The sequence below is a fragment of the Halolamina salina genome, from assembly GCF_054653455.1.
On sequence record NZ_BAAIGE010000002.1, the window covers coordinates 2,157,904 to 2,175,235 of the forward strand.

Consider the following 17,332-nt stretch of genomic DNA (forward strand, 5'->3'; position numbering starts at 1 on the left):
GGGCGCCGGGAAGCCCGCCGCCGCTCGCGTCGCCCTACCGGCTCTTTCCGCGACCCGCACCCCTTTATCCCGCGGCCGAAACAGCGTCGAATATGGTTCACCTACCCGACGCCGTCGTCGGCGACGCACAGACGAGCCTGTTCGCCTGGAACCGGCTCGAGGAGCTCGTCGACGTGGGCAACCGCATGGCCGGGCAGACCGGCGAGGCAGCCGGCGCCGAGATCATCCGCGAGGCGTTCGAGGACGCCGGACTCCGAAACCCCCACATCGAGGAGTTCGAGATCCCCGGCTGGTGGCGCGGCAGCTCCTCGCTGACCGTCGAGTCGCCGAACGAGCGCGTCCACGAGGGGAGTCACCAGGTCGTCGCGCTCCCGGGCACGCCCGCGGGCGAGGCGACGGCGCCGATCGTCGACGTGGGCGACGGCACCTACGAGGAGTTCGAGGCCAAAAGCGCCGAGCTCGACGGCGCGATCGCGATGGCGACGAGCGACACGCCCGAGTCGGCCGACCGCTGGCTCCACCGGATGGAGAAATACGTCAACGCGGCCGACCACGGCGCGGTGGCGTTCGTGTTCCGGAACCACATCGAGGGCGCGCTGCCGCCGACGGGCGAGGTCGGCTACAACAACCGCCCCGGCCCGATCCCCGCCGTCGGCGTCTCGAAGGAGGTCGGCGCGCGACTGGAGCGCTACGCCGCCGACGGCGACTGCGAGGTGACCGTCGAGGTGGACTGTCGGAACGAGCCCGCGACCTCCCGGAACGTCGAAGCCTATGTCGGTCCCGAGGGGCCGGACGAGGGCGGCGACGCCGACGAGGTGCTCGTGACCGCCCACGTCGACGCCCACGACATCGCCGACGGCGCGAACGACAACGGCGCCGGCTCGGTGCTCGTCGCCGAGGTCGGCCGGCTGCTCTCGCAGGTCGACGACGACCTCGACAGCCGCGTTCGGCTGGTCACGTTCGGCTCCGAGGAGATCGGCCTGCGCGGCGCGTACCACTGCGCGGAGACGACCGACCTCTCGAACGTGAAGTGCGTAATCAACCTCGACGGCGCCTGTAGTTCCCGAAACCTCCGTGTCGGCACGAACGGGTTCGACGAGCTCGGGGAGCTGTTCCGCTCGGTCGCCGCCGACTTCGACGCCCCGATCTCGACGGGGTCGACCATCTCCCCCCACGGCGATCAGTGGGCGTTCGTGCAGGAGGGCGTGCCGGCGACGATGACCGGCACCACCTCCGACCAGTCCGGCCGCGGCTGGGGGCACACCCACGCCGACACGCTGGACAAACTCGACTCCCGAGACCTCCGGGACGTGGCGACGCTGGTGACGGAGGCGGCGTACCGGGCCGCACAGGACGAGTTCGAGGTCGAGTCCCGCAGCCGCGAGGAGACCCGTGACGCGATCGACGAGGGGTACGTGCAGGAGTTGAAGATGGGCGGGCGGTGGCCCTACTGAGCCACGGCGAGTGACCTGCTGCGACCTCCGTGTCGCAGCGACGGAACCCATGCCGTGGCTCTGTCGTACTAAACCACGGCGAGCGAGCGCCGACGGCCTCTGTGCCGTCGGCTCCGAGCGCGATGCCGTGGCTCTGTCGAACTGAAACCCAACGAACGCCGCGCCGACGGCCGGTAGTTTTTCGCCCCGTGAAGCCGACCGCACAGCCGTGTCCGAAACCGTACTCGTCCCCGTAGACGGATCGCCTCAGTCCAACAGCGCGCTCGATCACGCACTCGAGACGTTCCCCGAGGGGGAGATCGTCGCACTGACCGCGGTCGACCCCATCGCGGCCGGCTACAGCACGACGCCCGGTCCCGACGCCGGCGGCTACCCCGGCGAGTGGATCAAGCAGGCCAACGAGCGCGCCGACGACATCCTCAACGATGCCGTCGAGCGCGCCGCCGAGCACGACCGTGAGATCGACACCGTCCGCGTCACCGACCGGCCGGCCCGGGCGATCGTCGACTACGCCGACGAGGAGGGCGTCGACCACATCGTGATCGGCAGCCACGGCCGGACGGGCGTCACGCGCGTCCTGCTTGGCAGCGTCGCCGAGAAAGTCGTCCGCCGCGCCCCCTGCCCGGTGACGGTCGTCCGCTGAACGTCGTCACCGATCGTCAGTAGAGGTGGCCGCCGACCTCCTCCATCACCTTCTCTTCGGCGCGGGCGAGATGCTCCCACGCCGTCGTGCGTGAGACGCCGAGCTCCTCGGCGATCTCCTCGACGGTGGTGTCGTGGTCGACGCCGTAGTAGCCGGACTCGATCGCGGCCCGGAGCGCGTCCCGCTGTCGCGGGGTGAGCACCGTCAGCAGCTTCGAGGCGTCGAGCTGTGGCTCCATCGTGAGCTGGCTCAGCTCCACGTTGCGTTCGAGCCGTACGTCGTTCCCCCACCCCTCGATCCGCTCGATGATCTCGGTGAGCCGGTCGGGATCCTCGAGGTAGATCGTCCAGCGCTCCCACCCATCCGAGATCGTCGTCCCCATCCGGTAGTGGATCCCCATGTCCGAGAGCCGTTCGGAGATGCTGTCCCACTTGCTCACGTCGACCGTCATCGAGACGTACACGCGCTCTCCGCCGAGCGCCGACAGCGGCTCGGCTTCGGTGACGGGCTCGGTCTCGCGGAACTGCTCGATGAACTTTGGGATCGAGTCGGCGTCGCCGACGAGTTCGATGATGCGCCGACGGGTGTCCCCCCGTCCGGTCATCGACGACACCGACCGCATCGTCACGTCGGGGAACGCCGCCGACACCGTCTGTTCGGGCTCGCCGCGGTGGCGGATCCGGAGCACGACTTCGCGCATACTCGTCCGTCGGCGTCGACCCGGAAGCGGCTTTCGGCTGTACGCCGGATATATTTGGGGTGAGACTCATGGGGATGTGGTAAATACACACACACAGGACTATGGCACCCGATACCGAGTGGACCGACGAGGCACTGAGCGGGCCTGAAATCGACAGGCGAACCGCGATATCCCTGCTCGGTGCGGCCGGGCTGGGCGGACTGGCCGGCTGTACCGGCGGCGACGGCACCGAAACCCCGACTGAGGGCGGGACCGACGACGGGACGGCGAGCCCGACCGCGACGCCGCCGTCGGAGGACCAGTTCGGCGGCCGGCTCCAGGCCGGCTGGTACACGGGCGCGATCGAACAGATGGATCCGCCGTACATCAGCGTCGGGCAGTACTTCCAGCTCGCCTCGAACGTGTTCAACGGGCTGACGACGCTGAAGCCCGACCTCACGGTCCGGGGCGATCTAGCCGAGGACTGGACCGTCGAGGACGACGGCGCGACGTTCACGTTCCAGCTCCGCGACGACGTGACGTTCCACAACGGCGAGCAGTTCACCGCGGAGGACGTCCGCTACACGATCAACCGCACCATTCAGGAAGAGGCGCCCGCCGCCTCGAAGCTGTCGTCGCTCCAGCCGGTCGACGACGGCGGCGTCGAGGTCGTCGGCGACTACGAGGTCACCCTCCGGTTCGAGGAGCCGAACGCGGTCGCGCTGATCTACCTGACCCGCGGCCCCGGCCGCGCCGCGACGATCGTGAACCAGACCGCGATCGAGGAGATGGGCGCCGACCAGTACGGCGTCACGCCGGTCGGCACCGGGCCGTTCCAGGTCACCGAGCACGAGGTCGGTAGCGGCGTGACCCTCGACGCCTACGACGATTACTTCGAGACCGACGAGAACGGGAACCAGCTCCCCTACCTCGACGGGATCGACGTGCAGCCGATCCCCGAGCCGGCGTCGATCGTCAACGCGCTCCGGGCGGGCGACATCGACTTCGCGAACATGCTCCCGCTCCAGAACCTCCAGCAGATCGAGGACGCCCAGAACGCGCGGGTCGACTCCAAGCCGGGCATCAACTGGACCGGGTTCGCGATGAATCAGGAGCGCGAGCCGTTCGGCGACCGACAGGTCCGCCGCGGGATCGCGAAGGTGATCGACAACCAGGCGTTCGTCGACTCCGCGTTCTTCGGCAACGCGCTGGCCGACACCGGCGTACTCAACAAGGGGACCGCATGGGTCTGGCGCGAGGAGGGCGAGAAGCCCAGCGACCAGCAGTACGCCCCCGAGGAGGGGAAGCAGCTGCTCGAGGACGCCGGCGCCGACGGCGCCAGCTTCTCGATCCTCGCCAACTCCGGCAACCTCCGCGCCGCCGAGGCGATGCGGAACCAGCTCAACAACGCCGGGCTGGACGTGAGCATCGATCAGGTCACGTCGTCGACGTACTGGACCCGCTACGAGGAGGGGGAGTACGACACGACCATCTCCGGCAGCGTTATCGACCCCGACCCCGACCAGTCGCTCTGGAACTTCTACCGCCTGCCCGACGAGGGCGGCGTCTGGAACTGGGTCAACCACGTCGACGAGGAGGTCCACCAGCTGCTGGCCGAGCAGCGCGGGACCGTCGACCGCGACGCGCGCCGCGAGGTGCTCTGGGAGCTCGAAGACAAGCTGATTCAGGATGTCCCCCACGCCTACCTCCACCACCAAGACGACATCGCGGGCGTCAGCACCAGCGTCCAGGGGTTCCAGCACATCCCCGGTCTGCGCTACTTCCACACGGTGTACCTCGACGAGTAATCGATGTGGCGATACATCGCGAAACGCGTCGCTCACGCCCTGTTCGTCATGTGGCTGGTGGCGACCACGGTGTTCCTCGGGCTGCGGTCGATCCCGGGCGGGCCTGTCCGTGCGATGCTCGGGCAGGAAGCGACGCCGGAGGCCGTGGCGTCGCTCCGACAGGAGCTCGGGCTGGACGAGCCGCTGCCGGTCCAGTACGTCGACTGGCTGACCGGCATGTTCGTGGGCGACTTCGGCACCAGCATCACCTCCGGCGCGGAGGTTGGCTCGCTGATCGCCCAGGCGGCGCCGAGAACCCTCTCGATCGCGCTGTTCGGCGTGCTGCTCGGGCTCGCAGTGTCGATCCCGGCCGGCGTCCTCGGCGCGACACGGCGGAACCAGCCCGCCGACTACGCCGCGACGATCGCCGCGTTCCTCGGCATCTCGATGCCCGCCTTCTTCGTCGGGATCCTGCTGGCGATCGTGTTCGGCGTCTGGCTGGGCTGGTTCCCCGTCGTCGGCTACACGCCGCTGTCGGAGGGGTTCGTGCCGTGGCTCAAGAGCATCACCCTCCCGGGGATCGCCGTCGGCCTGCCGTACGCTGCCGGCGTCACCCGGATGATGCGGTCGTCGCTGATCGAGACGTTGGACGAACAGTACATGCGGACCGCGCTGGCGAAGGGCGTCAGAAGCGACGTGCGGCTGTACAAGCACGCGCTCCAGAACGCCCTGATGCCGGTGGTGACGATCGCGGGGATCCAGCTCGCGCTGGTGCTCGGCGGCACGGTCACGGTCGAGATCGTGTTCGGCATCCAGGGGCTGGGTCGGCTGCTGGTCAACTCCATCCTGGAGCGTAACTACCCGGTGACCCAGGTCACCATCCTGCTGATCTCCGGTATATTCGTGTTCATGAATCTCATCGTCGACATCGCCTACACGGCAATCGATCCGCGGGTCCAGTACGGGGGTGACCAGGCGTGACCGACGGTCCCTCCTACGCCCGCAACGACGGCGAGTTCGGCGTCGGCGAGGTGCCCCCCGAGTACGACGTCGAGGAGACCGTCGAGGAGCACAAGTCCACCGGCGCCCGGATCGTCGAGGCGCTGCGGGCAAACAAGCTCGCACTCGCCGGCGCGATCGCGATCGTGCTGCTGGTGCTCGTGGCGGCGTTCGCGCCCTTTGTCGCGCCCCACGGTCCCGAGGAGCAGTTCGGCTTCATGCAGGAGCCGATGAGCCAGTCGGCCGGCGACTTCGACGGCGACGGGCAGACGGAGACGGTCACCCACTACCTCGGCACCGACTCATTCGGCCACGACATCCTCACCCGGATCATCTACGGGGCGCGCGTCTCGCTGTTGGTCGCGCTCGCGACGGTGGCGTTCGCCTTCAGCGTCGGGACGACGCTCGGCATCCTGGCCGGCTTCTACGGCGGCTGGGTCGACAGCGTCGTGATGCGCTACATCGACTTCCAGTGGGCGTTCCCCGAGATCATCTTGGGGGTGGGTATCATCGCGGTGATGGGCGGGCTCGGCGTCACCAACGTCGTGCTCGCGATCGGGATCGCGTTCATCGACGACTTCGCCCGCATCATCCGCGGCGAGGTGCTGTCGATACGCGAGGAGGAGTACATCACCGCCGCCCGCGCGGTCGGGATGAACGACGCCCGCATCATGTTCAAGGAGATGCTCCCCAACGCGGTGGCGCCGCTGATCGTGCAGGCGACGCTGATGATCCCCTTCGCCATCCTCGCGGAGGCAGGGCTGTCCTTCCTCGGGCTGGGTGTCAAGCCCACCACGCCGACGTGGGGGCTGCTGATCTCCGACGGTCGGCAGTTCATCTCGCGGGCGTGGTGGATCTCCGTGATGCCCGGGCTGGCGATCATGGTCACCGTCCTGGCGTTCAACACGCTGGGCGACGGGCTTCGGGACGCGTTCGACATCTCCGAGGAGGAGGTGAACTGAGATGAGCGATCCAGTGCTCGAAGTCCGCGACCTGCAGACGCAGTTCCCGACCGACCGCGGCGTCGTGAAGGCCGTCGACGGCGTCGACCTCACGATCGAGTCCGGCGAGATCGTCGGCCTCGTCGGCGAGTCCGGCTCCGGCAAGAGCGTGCTCGCCGACAGCGTCGTCGGCATCGTCGAGGAGCCCGGCGAGATCGCCGGCGGCGACGTTCTGTTCAACGGCGAGTCGCTGCTCGAGATGTCCGAGGCCGAGCGGGAGTCGATCCGCGGCGGCAACATCTCGATGGTGTTCCAGGACCCGATGAACAGCCTCAACCCCACGCTCCGCGTGGGCGAACAGATCGCCGAGACCGTCCGGCTCCACCAGGACGTCGGTGAGTCGGTGTCGCTGTCGGCCGAGATGAAACGGAAGATCGTCGGCGCCGCCAAGAACGGCGAGGCGTGGCGCCGCGCGATCGAGATGCTCGAGGCCGTCGAGATCCCCGAGCCAGACGCGCGGGCGACGGACTACCCCCACCAGTTCTCCGGCGGGATGCGCCAGCGCGCGATGATCGCGATGGCGCTGTCCTGCGAGCCGGACCTGCTGGTCGCCGACGAGCCGACGACCGCGCTCGACGTGACGATTCAGGCCCAGATCCTCGACGAACTCGAGGGGCTGAAGGACGCGTTCGACACCTCGATCCTGCTTATCACCCACGACCTCGCTGTGGTCGCGGAGACCTGCGACCGCGTGAACGTGATGTACGCCGGCGAGATCGTCGAACGCGCCGAGACCGAGACGCTGTTCTCCTCGCCGGAGCACCCCTACACGCAGGGGCTGATCGCGAGCACGCCCCGGCTGGAGGACGCCGACCGCGATCTCCAGCCGATCGAGGGGAACGTCCCCGACCTGATCGACATCCCCTACGCCTGTCACTTCGCGCCGCGCTGTCCGGAGTCGAACCGGGAGTGTTTCGAAGTCGATCCGGAGTTCCGTGACGTGGGCGAGCCGGACGACGATCACGAGGCCGCCTGTCTCCGGCGCGGCCCGGAGGGGGAGCAGCTATGAGCGGCGACGACCCCCTGCTCGCGGCCGAGAACGTGAAGAAGCACTTCGATCAGTCCGACGGCTTCCTCGACCGGCTGCTCGGCGGGGGCGGGCTGGTCCGCGCCGTCGACGGCGTCGACCTCGAACTTCACGAGGGGGAGACGCTCGCGGTCGTCGGCGAGTCCGGCTGCGGGAAGTCGACGCTGGGGCAGACGCTGCTGAACCTCCACTCGGCCACCGGCGGCTCGATCCGGTTCCGCGGCGACGAGCTCACGGGGCTGTCCGACCGCGAGATGCGCAAATACCGCCGGCGGATGCAGATGATCTTCCAGGACCCGCTGGCGTCGCTGAACCCGCGCCAGACCGTCGGCGACATCGTGACCGCGCCGATGGAGGTCCACGACATCGGCGACGACGACGCCGACAGGCGTGAACGCGCCGAGGAGCTACTGGAGCGAGTGGGCCTCAAGGCGGCCCACGTCGACCGCTACCCCGGCCAGTTCTCCGGCGGCCAGCAGCAGCGCGTCGGCATCGCCCGCGCGCTCTCCGTCGAGCCGGAGATGATCGTGGCCGACGAGCCCGTGAGCGCGCTCGACGTGAGCGTGCAGGCCCAGATCCTCCAGCTACTGGACGATCTGCAGGACGAGCTCGGGCTGTCGATCCTGATGATCACCCACGACCTCTCGGTCGTCCACCAGGTGGCCGACCGGGTCGCGGTGATGTACCTCGGCGAAATCGTCGAGACCGCGCCGGTCGAGGAACTGTTCGAGAACCCGAAACACCCCTACACCAAGTCGCTGCTGTCGGCGGTGCCCCGGATCGACCCCGCGGCCCGCGAGGACCGCATCCTCCTCGAAGGGACGGTCCCCTCACCGATCGATCCGCCCGAGGGCTGCCGGTTCCACACTCGCTGTCCGGAGGTGATCCCGGGCGACGACTGGTCCGGGGATCAGCCGGCGTTCCGCCGGGCGTTCACGTTCCGGAACCGCGTCGAGAACGGCGAACTCGACCCCGATGCAGTCCGTGACCGGCTCGAAGCCGAGTCCGACGACGTGACCGACGACGATGTGGCGGCGCGACTGATCGAGGGGGCCTTGCCCGGCGAGATCGAGTCGCTGCCCGACCCCGCGGCCGAGACGGTGCGGACGGCCGCAAAACAGGTCGTCAGGGGCGACGAGGACGCCGCCGCCGAGACGGTTGGGGCGTTCAGTTCGCCCTGTGTCGAGTCGGCGCCGCGGGTCGTCGAGCCGGCGTCGAACCGGACGGCGGCGTGTCACCGGATCGACCCGGAGCACCCCGCCGCCGAACTCGACTGATCAGTCGAAGATCCGTTCTTTCGACGACTCGCTGAACCCGTCGCTGGCCTCCACGGCCGCCTCGTACACGCGGCGGAGTTCTTCGACCGGATTCTCGTGTTCGTCCACGCGGAGGTCGTGGAACGCGGTGGTCTGGGGCGCCTTGATCAGGATCGCCGCCGAGGAGTGGCCGCGCTTGTCGCCGCCCGCCTCGACGCCGGCAGCGAGCGCGTCGAGCAGTCGGTCGCCGATCCGGCCGGCGGCGGCCTCGAACGCGTCGATGACGGCGGGCAGGGTGTCGCCCGTCGCGAGCATGTTGCCCGCCGCGGTGATCCCCTCGCGAACCTCGTGGCCACACCACTCGTCGCAGTCCGCGCCCGTGAACGCGAACTCGTTGCCCCGGCGGTCGACGCCGTGGAGCTGTCGGAGTTCGCTGTGCTCGTCCTGTTCGAGTAGCCCCGGCAGCGCGTCGTCGACCGCGAGGTCCGGCAGGAGGTCGATCCCCCGCCGGCCGAGTCGGACGTTGACGAAGCTCTGGGTCGCGACCGCCCCCTCGTGGCTGACGTAGGGACAGAGCGCCCCCACGGCGGGAGCGTCGGTCGCGACCGCGACGGCGAAGGCTGGCCCGTCGCCGGCGTCGTGGTCGGCCGACGGGACGCGTGTACAGACGGAGAACGTCATGGGTAGAGCGTGTGTTGCGGAGTGAAAAAGACCCGCACCGAATCTATTTGGGGAGGTACTTTACCCCCCTCGACCCATCCCCCCGGATATGTCAGAGCCGGACCTCGATCGATTCACTTCGCGCCGCTCGACCGTCTACGGCGCGGAGGGCGTCGTCGCCACCAGCCAGCCCCTCGCCTCGCAGGCGGGGATCTCCGTGCTGCGTGACGGCGGCAACGCGTTCGACGCCGCGGTGGCGACCGCGGCCGCGCTGAACGTCGTCGAGCCTACCTCGACTGGGCTGGGCGGCGACGTGTTCGCGCTGTACAAGACCGCCGACGGCGAGGTTGGCGCGATGCGCTCCTGCGGGGGCGCGCCCGCCGACGCGACCCTCGAGAACGTCCGCGAGGCCGTCGCCGCGGAGTCCGACGAGGACATCGACCCCGAGGAGACCGAGATGCCGATGACCGGCGCGCAGGCCGTGACCGTCCCGGGCACCGCGCGTGGCTGGGAGCTCACCGCCGAGGAGTTCGGCAACAAGGGGCTGGGTGAACTGCTCCAGCCGGCGATCCGCTACGCGACCGAGGGCTACCCCGTCTCCGAGGTCGTCTCGGCGCAGTGGCAGCACGCCGAGGAGCTGTTCACCGACGAGCACGCCCGCGAGGCGTACCTGTTCGACGGCGAGGCGCCGAGCACGGGACAGGAGGTCACGCTCCCCCGGCTCGGCGAGTCCCTCCGGACCATCGCCGAGGAGGGCGCCGACGCGTTCTACGAGGGCGAGATCGCCGAGAAGATCGCCGAGGAGGTGCAGTCGAAGGGCGGCTTCATGACGACCGAGGACCTCGCCGACTTCGAGCCAGAACTGCTCGATCCGGTGTCGACGACGTACAACGGCGCCGAGATCTACGAGCTCCCGCCGAACAATCAGGGGCTGATCGCGCTGGAGGCGCTCAACGTCGCCGAGGAGATCGGCGCCGGCGAGTACGACCTCGACAGCCCCGAGCGCGTCCACTACTTCGCGGAGGCGATGAAGGTCGCGTTCGCTGACGGCCACCACTACATCACCGACCCCGAGTACGAGGACCACCCGCCGCTGGGCTCGAAGGAGTGGGCGAGAGAGCGCGCCGAACTGATCGGCGAGGAGGCGAACCACGACGTGAGCTTCGGCGTCGAGGGGAGCAACGCCGAGGACGCCGACACCGTCCTCCTCTGTGTCGCCGACGACGAGGGGAACGTCGTCTCGTTCATCAACTCCCGCTTCGCCGGCTTCGGCTCGGGGCTGGTCGCGGGCGATACGGGGATCGCGCTCCAGAACCGCGGCTCGTCGTTCTCGCTCGATCCGGACCACCCCAACCGCATCGAACCCGGCAAGCGCCCGTTCCACACGCTGGTGCCCGCGATCGCGGACTTCGCGGCCGACGACGACGAGAAGGAGGACTGGGCCGCCTTCGGCGTGATGGGCGGGTTCATGCAGCCCCAGGGCCACCTGCAGGTGATCTCGAACATCGTCGACTACGACCTGCCGTTGCAGGCGGCGCTTGACCTGCCGCGCTGGCGCTACCGCGAGGACGGCTCGCTGGCGGTCGAAGAGCGCATGGACGCCGACAACGAACTGCTGACGAAGCTCACCCGCAAGGGCCACGAGGTGCAGGTGCTCTACCCCGGCCTGTTCGGCGGCGCCCAGATCGTCCGGAACGAGGACGGCACGCTCTCGGGCGCGACCGAGCCACGGAAGGACGGGAACGCACAGGGGTACTGAACCGAAGCCGGCCGACCGTCGCCGGCCCCCGTCGGAGCCAAACGTAAGCGATTCACGGACAGCCCGCCGACGCCCGATATGCGCCAGTTCCTCGTCGTCGGCCACGACGCGCCGACCGAGCCGTCGTTCTCGCTCGACGACATCGCCGGCGGCGCCGGCCGGCTGGACGTGCTGTGTCGCTGTGTCAACGCCGCGTTCTTCCTCTCACACGACCTGCGCGAGGAGGTCAAAGTCCACCTCGTCCTGAGCGACGAGTACACCGTCAGCTTCGACGGCGCCGACCTCCGCCGGCTCAACCCCGACGAGCGCTCGACGGCAGCGCTGATCCGCGGTGCGCTCGAGGAGAAACAGGAGGCGATCGGCCACCAGCCCGTCGAGACCAGCCCGGGCGTCTCGCTCTACCGGATGGGCGTCGAGGCGACGTTCGACCGCGTCGCCCGGGACGCGACGGTCGTCCAACTCCACGAGGACGGCGAGCCGCTCCCCGAAGTCGAACCGCCCGAGGACCCGCTGTTCGTGCTCTCGGATCACCACGACTTCGCGGCGGCGGAGGCGGAACTGCTGGCGGAGAACGCCGACCAGCGGGTACGAGTGGGGCCGGAGCTACTCCACGCCGACCACACGATCACCGTCGCGCACAACTACCTCGACACCGAGGGGTACGAGCGGTACTAACGGATCTTCCGCACGTCGCTCACGTCGAAGCCGCCCTCGTGGATCTCGGTCTCGAAGCGGACGATGTTCTCCGCCTCCAGTTGGGAGAGCACGCCGCGGAACTGCCGGACCACCATCGTCCGGGCGCGCTGTGAGCCGCCGGACTCCCACGAGAACTCGAAGGTGCCCTCGGAGGCGTCCATCAACTGCCCGAACTCCGTGCGGGTGATCGCGTCGCGGTTGACGATCATGATTATCAGGCCGTCCCAGGTGTGGGAGGCCTTCGTGAGTCCGCGGAGCAGCGTCGTGATGTCGCTCCACTCCACGTCCTCGCCCATCGCGCCGACGAGGTCCGAGATCGAGTCGAGCACGACGAGGTTGCCCGCGGCGTTCTCGTTGAGGTAGTCCCCGAGCGCGCCGAGCACGTCGTCGGTCCCCTCGGCCTTGCCGAGGTCCTCGATCGTCTGGGCCTCGCCCATGTACCACTCCCGCGGGATCGGCGAGAGCTGGAAGTACTCCGGCGAGAGGTCGCGGAACTGCATGCGCTCGGTCGCGGCCTCCACGATGTCGTCGTCCATCGAGTGCTGCATCTCGCGGGCGATCTCGTCGCTGTCGGCGGTGAAGGAGACGTAGTGGACCTCCGGCGGGACGACCGACCGCTCGGGCAGGTCGCCGTAGTAGAGGTCGAACAGCTCCGGGTCGGCGTCGTACAGCGCGTTCATCGCCGCCGCGGTGTGGGCGAACTCCCGGGCGCCCGCCCCGGACTCCCCGGCCGCGAGCAGGGTGCTCCCCGGCGGCGCCCCGCCGCGGAGGATGCTGTCGATGCGCGCGACGCCCAGCGGTAGCCGCTCCATAGCCCTTCGAGGGGACGCCGGCCGTATAAAGGGTTCCCGTGTCGGCGGCGGTCCGGAACCGTCAGTCGATCGACGCCCCGCGGTTGCGCCCCGCGGCGACGAGCACCTCCCCGTCGACGCCCGCCGCCTCGAGCGCGTCCGCCCCGGCCTCGCGGGCGGCGTCGGCGTGTGCGGCGTCGGTGACGCCGTACACCGCCGGTCCCCACGACGACTGGCCGACGCCGTACACCGCCGCCGATTTCGAGAGCGCGTCGACGACGCTGCCGACCGGGGGCCGGTAGGTGCCGCCCTGTTCGTCGGCGTACCACGCGCCGTTGAGGCGACCGACCTCGCTCACGGCGTCGCCGAACCGGGCGGCGTCGCCGGCGGCGATCGCGGGCAACACGCCGCGGACCACGACGCCCGAGATCCGGTCGGCGATCCCGGGGTCGGCGTCGCCCACCACCTGCCGCATCGAAGCGTCTTCGTCGTCGCCGCTCCGGCCCGCGGGGGCGTCGGGGACGACGACGAGGAACCGCCAGTCCTCGGGGACGGGGTGGCGGGCGGACACCTCGGGCACCTCCCACGCGCCCACCTCGGGCGCGTCGGCCGTGAACAGCGCCGCGGGGTGGCCGGCGTCGAGCACGAACCCGCCCTGCTCGAACGTCGCGACGCCGACGCCCGAACGCCCCCCGCGGCCGAGGTCGGGCGCGCGCTCCCGGGCGGCCGGCGCGCGACCGTACGCCCGAGCAATCGCCGCGAGCACGGCCAGCGCCGTCTGCGTGCCACTCCCGAGGCCGGCGTGGCGAGGGAGGTCGCTCTCGACGGACACCTCGGCGCCCGGAACCGAGAGCAGGTCGCAGACGCGTTCGGCGTACTCGGCGGCCACGTCGTCGTCACAGACGACCGCCTCGGCGGTCGTCGCCTCGACGGCGAGCGTCGGGCGATCGAGCGCGACGCCCAGCGCGCCGTAGAGCCGATCGTGTGCCAGCGAGAGGTTACCGAAGCCGAAGTGGAGCCGCGCGGCCGTCTCGACGCGTGCCATCGTCCGTCCCTCTCGCTCGGGGGACTTCGCCGTTTCGGCGGCCGGGGAGGGGGATCCTTAGCGCTCCTTGGCCACGGTGCGCTCCCGGTCGCGGTCCGAGGACTGTTCGGTGCCTTCGGTCTCCAGCAGCGTGTCCAGTCGCCGTTCGAACTCCGCCTCCGTGAGTTCGCCGCGGGCGTACCGCTCCCGGAGCGTCGCTACGGGGTCGTCGGCGTCCTCGGGGTCAGCGTCGGCGTCGTCCTCGTAGTACGTGAGGATCGCCAGCGCCGGCGCGGCGATGAACCAGCCGAGGATGAGAACGACCGCGGGGAGGGCGCCCAGCGAGAGCACTGCGGTGAGGGCGGCGAACCCGAGCGAGACCACGAGGACGAGCGCGATGCCCGGCCAAGACTTGAGCGGGACCATATCGGGAGACGCGTCAGGTATCCTGAAAAATCTACCGTGCTCAGGCGCCGTCGGCGGTCAGGAGTGGGACGCGCTCGGAGCCGGACGAAGCGTTCAAATCTCGTCCACGTGCCGGGTCTCGACGGCGATCCCGCGCGTCGACTCGACCATCTCCTCGCCGAACATCGACGCCCGGCCGACGCCGAACGCCTTCGGCCCCTCGACGATCACCTCGTCACCCGTGCGGATCGCCTCGTCGGCGTCGACGACGCCGGGCGCGAGCACGCTGCCGTGGGGGACGAACTCGTCGATCTCGACGGTCTTGCTCGGCGCGTCGCTCTCGGCCCACTTCCGCGCGCCCGCGGTCGTGAACGAGAGCACGCCGTAGTTGGGCACCATCGTCGCCAGCTGTTCGCCCTCGCTGTCCCGGACCTGCAGCTTGGGGTAGCGGCTGGTGGTCTGGATCTCGTCGCTCGGGAACAGCGCCTCGCCCGCGCCCTCGCCGAGTTGGTAGTCGGCCATCGCGCGGACGATCCGGTGCTCCCGGGTGCGCTTCTGGTACGCTTCCTCGCCCTCCAGCGCCGCCGAGAGCGCGTCGAGCGACTCCTCGGTGGTCGGGTGGTCGTCGACGGTGTACTCGAACTCGGCGTCGACGGCGGGTTCGACCGTCTCGCAGATCTCGGTGTAGCCGCCCGGCGGGACGTGGGCGATCACCCGGTCGTAGTCGTTCCGTTCGAGGTAGCGCCGCAGGACCTCGGCGACGAACTCCCGCTCGTCAGCGCTCCAGCGCCCGGTGACGACGGTGTCGTACTGCTGGGCGGGGTAGGTGAGTTCCAGTTCCTGCGGGACGACGCCGATGGGCGAGGTCATCGACGCGAGGTGGCCGCGCCACTGGATCGCGTCGTGGAACTGTCGGTGGCTCTGGGACTCGCTGTACGGCTTCTTCGCCGAGCAGGGGACGAGCACGAGCGGGCCGTCGAACTCCGTCCGGTAGCGCTCGGTCACGCGCTCGGCGAAGCGCTGGATCTCCGGCCGGCGGATGCTGTCGCCGCTCGCGGCCGCGAGTTCGCTGTCCCGGACGATCGGCGCACGCTCCTCGACGTAGGCGTACTGCTGGTCGAACTCCCGGAACGCCGCGGTGAGCCACTGGTCGTGGCGGGCCTGCCCCTCGACGTAGTCACGCAGGCGCCCCTCGCGGATGCGCTCGCGGACGACCCGGAGTTCCGTCCGCAGCGCGTTGGCGTTGTGCTCGGCGCAGTCCCGGCGGTCGAACTCCTCGATCGGCTGCTGGCAGGCCGAACACGAGCAGGGAAGCTCCCGGAGGTCTTCGAGGAAGCGTTCGCCGTCGCTGGTGAGGTAGAACCCCTCCGCGCCGCGCACCTTCGCCTTCTTCGCGTCGACGAGGTCGACGCCGGCGTAGACCAGCGTCGCGACGTTCCGCGGCGTCGCGACGCCGGAGAGGTAGAGCGCGGTGTCGGCGGGGATCGCTTCGCGGGTGCGGATAATCGCGTCTTTGAACGCCGCGGCGTGGCCGACGAAGCCGTTGGCATCCGAGAGCAGGTAGGCGTCGGCGCCCACGTCGCGGGCCTCCTCGCTGGAGACGACCGCGGCCGTCGGGGCGTCGATCTCCGGGTGGTCGACGCGGAACGACTCGCGGACGGGTTCGCGGGTGCCCGGCGGGAACGCGCGGTGGGGGAGGATCGTGAGGCTGTCGTCGGCGCCCTCGGGGAGTTCGCGGTCCTCGGCCCAGAGGGATCCGGCGTCTTCGGTCACCTCGTCGACCGTGGCCGGCGTCGTGAGGGGGTCGGCGAGGCGGAGTTCGCCGAGACGGGCGGCGCCGTCGCGCCCGTGCACCTCGAAGTACTCGGTCATGGCCGGAACTGGCGCGGGGAGGGCCTTATCGGGTTCGTTGTGACACCGCCGACAGCTTGATGCAGCCAGTGGGTCACCCTCATCCATGGTCGGATCCGGAGGCACACGGGGGATCGTCGACGTGCTCCTGCGGGAGGTCGGCTTCAACCCCGACGTGGAGAGCGACCGCGAGCCCGACCGGGGTCCCGTCCGACTGGTCGCGAGTGCCGTCGTCATCCTGACCGGCGTGGTCCTGTTGATCCCGAACGTCACCGTCCTGCTGACGCCGGGGGTCGGGCCGGTCGGACTCGCGCTGTCGCTGCTCGGCACGGTGGTCTCGACCGGGCTGGTCGCGGCGGGGTACAGCCTCTATCACAGCAACTTCAGCAACCGGAACGCGATCCGGATCGCGGTCTGGAACGTGCTCGGGATCGTCGTGCTGGGGTCGGTGATGCTCGGGCTGTTCGCCTACCAGCGCAACGCCGGCGCCGCCCCGGTCGACCGGGCGTTCACGATCGCGAACCTGCTCGCGATCGGCGCCGCGGCCCACGTCATCATCGGCGTCTACGACGCCCGGCGTGTCCGGGCCGAGGAGCTGGCCGCCGAGCGCCGGAAGCTGGCGGTGCTGAACCGCGTGCTCCGGCACAACCTCCGCAACGAGGCGACGGTGATGCTCGGTCACGCCGACCAGATCGCCGCGACCGCCGAGGATCAGGAGGTCGTCGACTCCGCGGAGACGCTCAAGCGACACGTCGAGACCGTCGGCGAACTCGCCGAGGAGGCCGACACCGTGATGAGCATCTACGACCGCCGCGGGAGCGGCCTCGAAGAGCGGTCGGTCCGGGCCGACGCGCGGGAGGCCGCGGCCGCGGTCGCCGACGACCACCCAGACGCCGACCTCACGGTCGACGTGCCCGAGGGGCTGGCCGTCCGTTCGGACCCCGCGCTCCCGGACGCGCTGGAGGAGCTCGTCGAGAACGGCGTCGTCCACGGCGCCGAGGAGCCGGCGGTCACCGTCACCGCGGCCCGCGAGAACGGCCGGGTCGCGATCGAGATCCGGGACAACGGGCCGGGCATCCCCGAGGAGGAGTACCAGGTCGTCACCGGGGACACCGAGATCACCCAGCTCACCCACGGCTCGGGACTGGGGCTTTGGGTCGCGCAGGCGGTCGTCGACGCCGCCGACGGGCGCCTCGACTTCGGCGCGCCCACGGAGGGCGGCACCGTGGTCACGCTCCGGCTCCCGGCGGCCTGAGCCGCGGAACGCGGCCCCGTCTGCCGAACCCGTTAGCTTCTTTCG

At 70.0% G+C, this 17,332-nt stretch carries 16 protein-coding genes; 10 read left to right on the forward strand and 6 right to left on the reverse strand.

Going from position 1 to position 17,332, the window contains the following annotated elements:
* Positions 1–92 precede the first annotated feature (92 nt).
* Complete coding sequence (locus ACYQZ5_RS11545) at positions 93–1,454, forward strand: M28 family peptidase (RefSeq protein ID WP_459846238.1); 1,362 nt, start codon at positions 93–95, stop codon at positions 1,452–1,454.
* A 208-nt stretch (positions 1,455–1,662) separates the two neighbouring features.
* The gene (locus ACYQZ5_RS11550; RefSeq protein ID WP_379730923.1) at positions 1,663–2,097 is read left to right on the forward strand and encodes a universal stress protein; all 435 of its coding nucleotides are present in this window, start codon (positions 1,663–1,665) and stop codon (positions 2,095–2,097) included.
* A gap of 16 nt (positions 2,098–2,113) precedes the next feature.
* Here ACYQZ5_RS11550 and ACYQZ5_RS11555 read toward each other — a convergent pair whose 3' ends face one another.
* Positions 2,114–2,797 carry a helix-turn-helix domain-containing protein gene (locus tag ACYQZ5_RS11555; RefSeq protein WP_379730924.1) on the reverse strand — a complete coding sequence of 228 codons (684 nt, stop codon included), beginning with the start codon at positions 2,795–2,797 and terminating at the stop codon, positions 2,114–2,116.
* Positions 2,798–2,898: 101 nt separating this feature from the next.
* On the opposite strand from ACYQZ5_RS11555, the gene ACYQZ5_RS11560 reads away from it, so the two are divergent.
* The 5 genes from ACYQZ5_RS11560 to ACYQZ5_RS11580 are packed head-to-tail and all read left to right on the forward strand — an operon-like array spanning position 2,899 to position 8,867.
* The gene (locus ACYQZ5_RS11560) at positions 2,899–4,584 is read left to right on the forward strand and encodes an ABC transporter substrate-binding protein (RefSeq protein WP_379730925.1); all 1,686 of its coding nucleotides are present in this window, start codon (positions 2,899–2,901) and stop codon (positions 4,582–4,584) included.
* 3 nt (positions 4,585–4,587) lie between these two features.
* Entirely contained in the window at positions 4,588–5,544 is a 957-nt protein-coding gene (locus tag ACYQZ5_RS11565) for an ABC transporter permease (RefSeq protein WP_379730926.1), read from the forward strand.
* A complete protein-coding gene (locus ACYQZ5_RS11570) occupies positions 5,541–6,524 on the forward strand; it encodes an ABC transporter permease (RefSeq protein ID WP_379730927.1) in 984 nt (327 codons plus the stop codon). The genes ACYQZ5_RS11565 and ACYQZ5_RS11570 overlap by 4 nt, the downstream gene beginning before the upstream one ends.
* Position 6,525: 1 nt before the next feature.
* Positions 6,526–7,572: an ABC transporter ATP-binding protein gene (locus ACYQZ5_RS11575; RefSeq protein ID WP_379730928.1), complete on the forward strand. Its 1,047-nt coding sequence runs from the start codon at positions 6,526–6,528 to the stop codon at positions 7,570–7,572.
* Complete coding sequence (locus ACYQZ5_RS11580; RefSeq protein WP_379730929.1) at positions 7,569–8,867, forward strand: ABC transporter ATP-binding protein; 1,299 nt, start codon at positions 7,569–7,571, stop codon at positions 8,865–8,867. Before ACYQZ5_RS11575 ends, ACYQZ5_RS11580 begins: the two co-directional genes overlap by 4 nt.
* Here the strand turns inward: ACYQZ5_RS11580 and ACYQZ5_RS11585 are convergent, their stop codons facing one another.
* Entirely contained in the window at positions 8,868–9,527 is a 660-nt protein-coding gene (locus tag ACYQZ5_RS11585) for a DUF1028 domain-containing protein (RefSeq protein ID WP_379730930.1), read from the reverse strand.
* An 88-nt stretch (positions 9,528–9,615) separates the two neighbouring features.
* Between ACYQZ5_RS11585 and ggt the strand changes: the two genes are divergently transcribed.
* Positions 9,616–11,265, forward strand: coding sequence for a gamma-glutamyltransferase (gene ggt / locus ACYQZ5_RS11590; RefSeq protein ID WP_379818699.1), 1,650 nt, complete (start codon positions 9,616–9,618; stop codon positions 11,263–11,265).
* A 78-nt stretch (positions 11,266–11,343) separates the two neighbouring features.
* Positions 11,344–11,940, forward strand: a complete 597-nt coding sequence (gene trmY, locus ACYQZ5_RS11595; RefSeq protein ID WP_379732333.1) for a tRNA (pseudouridine(54)-N(1))-methyltransferase TrmY — start codon at positions 11,344–11,346, stop codon at positions 11,938–11,940.
* Here trmY and ACYQZ5_RS11600 read toward each other — a convergent pair.
* The 4 genes from ACYQZ5_RS11600 to arcS form a co-directional block, all read right to left on the reverse strand.
* A complete protein-coding gene (locus ACYQZ5_RS11600; protein WP_379818701.1) occupies positions 11,937–12,773 on the reverse strand; it encodes an RAD55 family ATPase in 837 nt (278 codons plus the stop codon). The two genes, trmY and ACYQZ5_RS11600, sit on opposite strands and share 4 nt — an antisense overlap.
* Before the next feature lie 61 nt (positions 12,774–12,834).
* On the reverse strand, positions 12,835–13,797 hold the full coding sequence (locus ACYQZ5_RS11605) for a beta-ribofuranosylaminobenzene 5'-phosphate synthase family protein (RefSeq protein ID WP_459846244.1): 963 nt from the start codon (positions 13,795–13,797) through the stop codon (positions 12,835–12,837).
* A 57-nt stretch (positions 13,798–13,854) separates the two neighbouring features.
* Positions 13,855–14,202 carry an SHOCT domain-containing protein gene (locus ACYQZ5_RS11610; protein ID WP_379732239.1) on the reverse strand — a complete coding sequence of 116 codons (348 nt, stop codon included), beginning with the start codon at positions 14,200–14,202 and terminating at the stop codon, positions 13,855–13,857.
* Positions 14,203–14,295: 93 nt separating this feature from the next.
* Positions 14,296–16,053 (reverse strand): archaeosine synthase subunit alpha, encoded by a 1,758-nt coding sequence (gene arcS, locus ACYQZ5_RS11615; protein WP_459846246.1) that lies wholly within the window; start codon positions 16,051–16,053, stop codon positions 14,296–14,298.
* 85 nt (positions 16,054–16,138) lie between these two features.
* Between arcS and ACYQZ5_RS11620 the strand changes: the two genes are divergently transcribed.
* Positions 16,139–17,287: a sensor histidine kinase gene (locus ACYQZ5_RS11620; protein ID WP_379818458.1), complete on the forward strand. Its 1,149-nt coding sequence runs from the start codon at positions 16,139–16,141 to the stop codon at positions 17,285–17,287.
* Positions 17,288–17,332: the final 45 nt, after the last annotated feature.

Excerpts from the sequence above, each read along its gene's own strand:
- ACYQZ5_RS11620 (WP_379818458.1), top strand. The coding sequence starts at position 16,139 with ATGGTCGGATCCGGAGGCACACGGGGGATCGTCGACGTGCTCCTGCGG.
- ACYQZ5_RS11555 (WP_379730924.1), bottom strand. The coding sequence starts at position 2,797 with ATGCGCGAAGTCGTGCTCCGGATCCGCCACCGCGGCGAGCCCGAACAG.
- ACYQZ5_RS11560 (WP_379730925.1), top strand. The coding sequence starts at position 2,899 with ATGGCACCCGATACCGAGTGGACCGACGAGGCACTGAGCGGGCCTGAA.
- ACYQZ5_RS11610 (WP_379732239.1), bottom strand. The coding sequence starts at position 14,202 with ATGGTCCCGCTCAAGTCTTGGCCGGGCATCGCGCTCGTCCTCGTGGTC.
- ACYQZ5_RS11605 (WP_459846244.1), bottom strand. The coding sequence starts at position 13,797 with ATGGCACGCGTCGAGACGGCCGCGCGGCTCCACTTCGGCTTCGGTAAC.
- ACYQZ5_RS11585 (WP_379730930.1), bottom strand. The coding sequence starts at position 9,527 with ATGACGTTCTCCGTCTGTACACGCGTCCCGTCGGCCGACCACGACGCC.
- ACYQZ5_RS11580 (WP_379730929.1), top strand. The coding sequence starts at position 7,569 with ATGAGCGGCGACGACCCCCTGCTCGCGGCCGAGAACGTGAAGAAGCAC.
- ACYQZ5_RS11545 (WP_459846238.1), top strand. The coding sequence starts at position 93 with ATGGTTCACCTACCCGACGCCGTCGTCGGCGACGCACAGACGAGCCTG.
- ACYQZ5_RS11575 (WP_379730928.1), top strand. The coding sequence starts at position 6,526 with ATGAGCGATCCAGTGCTCGAAGTCCGCGACCTGCAGACGCAGTTCCCG.
- arcS (WP_459846246.1), bottom strand. The coding sequence starts at position 16,053 with ATGACCGAGTACTTCGAGGTGCACGGGCGCGACGGCGCCGCCCGTCTC.
- ggt (WP_379818699.1), top strand. The coding sequence starts at position 9,616 with ATGTCAGAGCCGGACCTCGATCGATTCACTTCGCGCCGCTCGACCGTC.
- trmY (WP_379732333.1), top strand. The coding sequence starts at position 11,344 with ATGCGCCAGTTCCTCGTCGTCGGCCACGACGCGCCGACCGAGCCGTCG.
- ACYQZ5_RS11565 (WP_379730926.1), top strand. The coding sequence starts at position 4,588 with ATGTGGCGATACATCGCGAAACGCGTCGCTCACGCCCTGTTCGTCATG.
- ACYQZ5_RS11600 (WP_379818701.1), bottom strand. The coding sequence starts at position 12,773 with ATGGAGCGGCTACCGCTGGGCGTCGCGCGCATCGACAGCATCCTCCGC.